This is a genomic window from Gilliamella sp. Fer4-1, assembly GCF_001690515.1.
Lineage (GTDB): Bacteria > Pseudomonadota > Gammaproteobacteria > Enterobacterales > Orbaceae > Gilliamella > Gilliamella apicola_C.
The window spans coordinates 1-4,727 of sequence record NZ_LZGZ01000253.1 but is presented as its reverse complement, the minus strand read 5'-3'; the positions used below and the strand labels follow the sequence as shown (position 1 = coordinate 4,727).

The following is a 4,727-nucleotide window of genomic DNA, read 5'->3' as shown; positions in this document are numbered from 1 at the left end:
TATACAGTAATTTTACATTATATTTCACAAAATAAACCTTGGTTTAAAGTATACCTTTCTAAAATATTTGAATATTATTTTCAACTCTCTCCATGGAAAGACGACGAGTTACCATTAAGTGGTAATAGTTCATCAATTAGAAACTATGCTAAATATCTAATGAAGCAAGGATCTTATTGCAAATCTATTTATTACTATGGCGTTTATTTAAAATATAAGTTATTTCTAAAAAAATAGCCATGGAAAAATACTATATGACAAATAAAATAACTGATATTTCTATAATTATCCCTTGTTATAATGTAGAGGACTATATTGCTGATTGCTTGAACTCTCTCATAAATCAAAGCTGTTTACCGAAAGAGATCATTTGTATTGATGATGGTTCAACCGATAACACTCTATTAATCCTTCAACAATATGCATCAAAATGGAGCTACATAAAGATTGTTCAACAATCTAACCTTGGTGTAAGCGTAGCTAGAAATAAAGGAATTGAAATAGCATCAGGCAATTATATTTTTTTTATTGATTCTGATGATATTATAAACATAAATCTATTTGATGAGTTTGCAGCAATATTAAATATAGAGCCAAATTTAGATTTTTTTTATTTTGACTATACCTCTTTTCAAGACAGTAAGACACATCTTAAATCAAGTCAATTCTCGCCTAAAAAACCAAAGTTTTTTAAGTCAGGATTAGATTTATTCAGTTATTTATTAGAAAAAAAGAATTATTCTGGTGTCGTATGGAGATATATATTTAATCAAAAATTATTTAAAGAAAAATTCATTGGAAAAAATCATGAGGATCATCTTATTTCTCTCTCTATTATATCGAAAGCAAAAGCCACATATTATTTAAAAAATAAAGATGCATACTTCCACCGTGTTCGATCTTCCTCATTATCAATGCAAAACATTGACTATTTATATACCAATACATTAAAAAATGTCTTAAACAAATGTATTACAAATATCATTGAATTGCCTTTATCAGAAATAGCTAAACGTAATTATATTTTAGTAATGAATGCAACCTATTTAGAATCAGTATTAAAGTCAAATAAATTACAATCAAAACAAGAAAAAGAAAGTCTTATTCAAGAACTGGGACTGCTAAAGCTACTAATACGAATTTACATCGACAATAAACCTAATATTTTTAGAAATATTCCTTATATTTTAAAATTTATAAAAAATCATCCTTGCCCAATGTCAACCAAACAAGCATTGCTAAAATGCGTAATAACTAAACAACATCCTTGTTTAAATATTAAAAGTAAATTCAAACAATATTCTTCATTAAATAAATTTTAAACTGTAATATAATCATTTAAATATGCAATATTTTCAATCATTAAAATTGCTTTTATACAGTTTTGCATAAATGCTATTTTTATTTAATAAATCTGAATGAGAGCCTTTTTCAATAATTTTTCCTTCATTCATAACTAATATTTCATCTGCATTTTCAATAGTTGACAACCGGTGAGCAATAACGATAGATGTTCGTCCTCTTTGTAGTTCTTCTAAGGCTTTTTGTATTGCTCGTTCTGACTCCGTATCTAGGGCTGATGTAGCTTCATCTAAAATAAGAATTGGCGTATCTCGTAATAAAGCTCTTGCTATTGCAATACGTTGGCGTTGACCTCCAGATAATAATACTCCACTCTCTCCGACTATAGTATCAAAACCCTTTTCTAGTCCTTTTATAAAATCATAGGCATAAGCTTTTTTAGCTGCTTCTTCTATTTGATCTTGAGAATATTCACCAATTTTACCATATGCGATATTATTGGCGATAGTGTCATTAAATAAATGAACATGCTGAGACACTAATCCAACCTGGTTTCTTAAGCAATATAAAGTAAAATCTTGTATATTAATACCATCAATTAAAATTTCACCGTGTGAAGTATCATAAAAACGAGTTAATAGGCTAGCAATTGTTGTTTTTCCAGAACCCGATTGTCCCACTAAAGCAATGGTTTTACCAGCAGAGACAGAAAAGCTAATATTTTGCAAAGCAAGGTCGCTTCTAGTTTCATATCCAAATGATACATTATCAAAAATAATATCACCTTTAACTTTTGCTATATTTAAATGGCCTTTATCATTTTCTATTGGCTGCTCTAATAAGGCAAATAGTGTTTGGCAAGCAGCCATACCTCTTTGAAATCCAGCATTCACACTGGTTAGGCTTTTTATCGGTTGCATCAATGCGACTAATGAAGAAAAAACAACTGTAAATTCACCTGGAGTAATATTCAAATCAGGATTACTTGCAGTTAATAGTACAAATGCAATTGCAAAAGAAATAATAACCTGAACTACAGGAGTTGATAGCGCAGAAATAGAAACCAATCGCATACTATCACGGCGAAATTTATTACTCACTTTATCAAAGTTTTTTGACTCTTCTTCTTGTGCACCAAATATAATAATTTCTCGATGTCCTTTTAACATCTGTTCAACAGACATAGTAATGCCACCCATTGAATTTTGCATATTTTTAGCTAGTTTTCTAAACTTAACAGAAATCAAGGTAATTAAACCAATTACAATTGGTGTAATAATAATCAAAGATAGAGAGAGCTGCCAGCTATTACTAAACATAGTATAAAATAACCCACAAATGAAAGCTGATTCACGCACTATCGTTATTAAAGCATCAGATGAAGAAGATGCAACTTGATCTGTATCATAGGTAATCCTCGATAATAGTCTTCCTGTCGAGTTTTGATCATAAAAACTAACTGGAGCATCAACAAAATGACCAAAAAGCCTTTGTCGAATTTTCATCACTATTTTACCTGAGATTAATGATAGAAAAATAGAATAACCATAATTAGCCACACCTCTTAATAAGACTAGCCCAAAAATATAAAATGGTGCCATCAATAAAAATTCTTGATCATTCATAGAAAAACCTCGATCAAGCAATGGGCGTAGTAATCCAATTAATGAAGTATCAGCAAAAGCACTAGCAATTAATAAAACAACAGACAAGAATAAAATAAACTTATGTTCTGCAATTAATGGCCATAATTTTAAGAAAGTTTTCCATGTTGAAGAATCCTTATCAATATCATTTATGTGTACAAGCTTGCTTTGTTTAGTCATATTATTCATTATATATTAATTTTAAGTATTAAATTGCATTTTATGCATTTGAGCATAAGTTCCATTTAAATTGATTAATGATTGATGGTTTCCATCTTCAATAACTTTTCCATCGTCAATAACTAAAATTCGATCTGCTTTTTCAATAGTAGATAAGCGATGAGCAATTATAATTGATGTTCGGTTTTTTTGTAGAACCTCTATTGCATCTTGAACAAGACGTTCCGATTCATTATCTAATGCTGACGTTGCTTCATCAAAAATCAATATTGGATTATCGCGTAATAAAACACGAGCGATTGCAATGCGTTGTCGCTGACCTCCTGATAATAAAACGCCATTATCACCGACTTCAGTATCAATACCTTGCTCTAATCTATTAATAAATTCAATTGCATTAGCTAACTTAGCGGCTTTAATTATATCATCTCTGCTATAAAGTTCTTTTTCACCATAAGCAATATTTTCCGCAATTGTTCCATTAAATAAATGTACATTTTGAGAAACATAACCAATTTGTTTACGCAATGATCTCAATGTATATTCTTGAATATTTATGGAGTCTAATAATATTTCACCTTGCGAAACATCATAAAAACGAGGAATTAAGCTTGCAATTGTAGATTTACCTGCACCTGAACGACCAACTAATGCTATTGTTTGACCGGCTTTTATCTTCAAAGAAATATTGTTTAAAGCAGGTATATTCCTTGTAGGGTAAGTATAAGTCACATTTTTAAACTCTATATCTCCTTTAGCCCTTTCTACAACAATAGAACCATGATCATTCTCTAGTGGAGAATCCAAAAGATCGAATAATGATTCACATGCAATTGATCCTTTTTGAAGCTCTACATGCAAACTTGTTAGTTCTCTTAACGGCCGCATAACGGCAATCATTGCAGAAAAAACTACAGTAAAAGAACCAGGTGTAATATCTAAATTCTGGCTAGCAACCAAATAAAGTATGAATCCTAATCCTAAGGTGGCAACCAGCTGAATAATTGGTGTAGATAACCTGGAAACAACTTCTATTTTTAACATACCACGCCTAACACAATCTGTAATATAGTTAAAATTACCTTTTTCATATTCTCTAGCATTAAAAATCAATACTTCTTTGTGCCCCTTTAACATTTCATCACTGGCGGTGGTAATTTGTCCCATTCCTTGTTGCATTGATGCAATTGTTTCCCTGAACTTTTTTGCAATAAATTGTGCAATAAAAATGATCATTGGAACCAAAATAATCAGAACTGAGGCTAATTTCCAACTTCCATATAACATAACTATACATAATCCGATCGCATATGCTATCTCACGAATGAGTATAATTAATGCGTCAGATGAAGCTTTTGATAGCATCTGAGTATTAAAAGTAACAACAGAAACAAGATCACCAACAGATTGCTTATCATGAAAACTTATAGGACTTTTGAGTAAATGGTTAAAGATCATTTGCCTAAATTTAGTCACTACCTTTCCTGATAACCAAGCAAGACAATAAGTTGAAGCGTAATTAGATAAGCCTCTTAATAAAATTAAGCCAACAATTGCAATTGCAATTGCAATTAAAAGTGGATAATCCTTGTCCATTAA

The 4,727-nt window shown here is 30.4% G+C and carries 4 protein-coding genes; 2 read left to right on the top strand and 2 right to left on the bottom strand.

The window, feature by feature from the left end; translation table 11 throughout:
• Together A9G30_RS12455 and A9G30_RS08775 are read left to right on the top strand one after the other, a co-directional pair.
• The coding region (locus A9G30_RS12455; RefSeq protein WP_218057804.1) for a glycosyltransferase family 8 C-terminal domain-containing protein at positions 1–237 on the top strand (237 nt) is incomplete at its 5' end.
• Between the two features lie 17 nt (positions 238–254).
• Entirely contained in the window at positions 255–1,322 is a 1,068-nt protein-coding gene (locus A9G30_RS08775) for a glycosyltransferase family 2 protein (RefSeq protein WP_065583379.1), read from the top strand.
• A gap of 33 nt (positions 1,323–1,355) precedes the next feature.
• Here A9G30_RS08775 and msbA (A9G30_RS08770) read toward each other — a convergent pair whose 3' ends face one another.
• Both msbA (A9G30_RS08770) and msbA (A9G30_RS08765) read right to left on the bottom strand, forming a co-directional pair.
• Positions 1,356–3,128 carry a lipid A ABC transporter ATP-binding protein/permease MsbA gene (msbA, locus tag A9G30_RS08770; protein ID WP_065583380.1) on the bottom strand — a complete coding sequence of 591 codons (1,773 nt, stop codon included), beginning with the start codon at positions 3,126–3,128 and terminating at the stop codon, positions 1,356–1,358.
• 21 nt (positions 3,129–3,149) lie between these two features.
• Positions 3,150–4,727, bottom strand: a 1,578-nt coding sequence (gene msbA / locus A9G30_RS08765; protein WP_176700880.1) for a lipid A export permease/ATP-binding protein MsbA, incomplete at its 5' end; no start/stop codon positions are given.

What these genes read in the sequence shown, in the direction of transcription:
- A9G30_RS08775 (WP_065583379.1), top strand. Translation starts at nt 255, where the DNA reads ATGACAAATAAAATAACTGATATTTCTATAATTATCCCTTGTTATAAT.
- msbA (WP_065583380.1), bottom strand. Translation starts at nt 3,128, where the DNA reads ATGACTAAACAAAGCAAGCTTGTACACATAAATGATATTGATAAGGAT.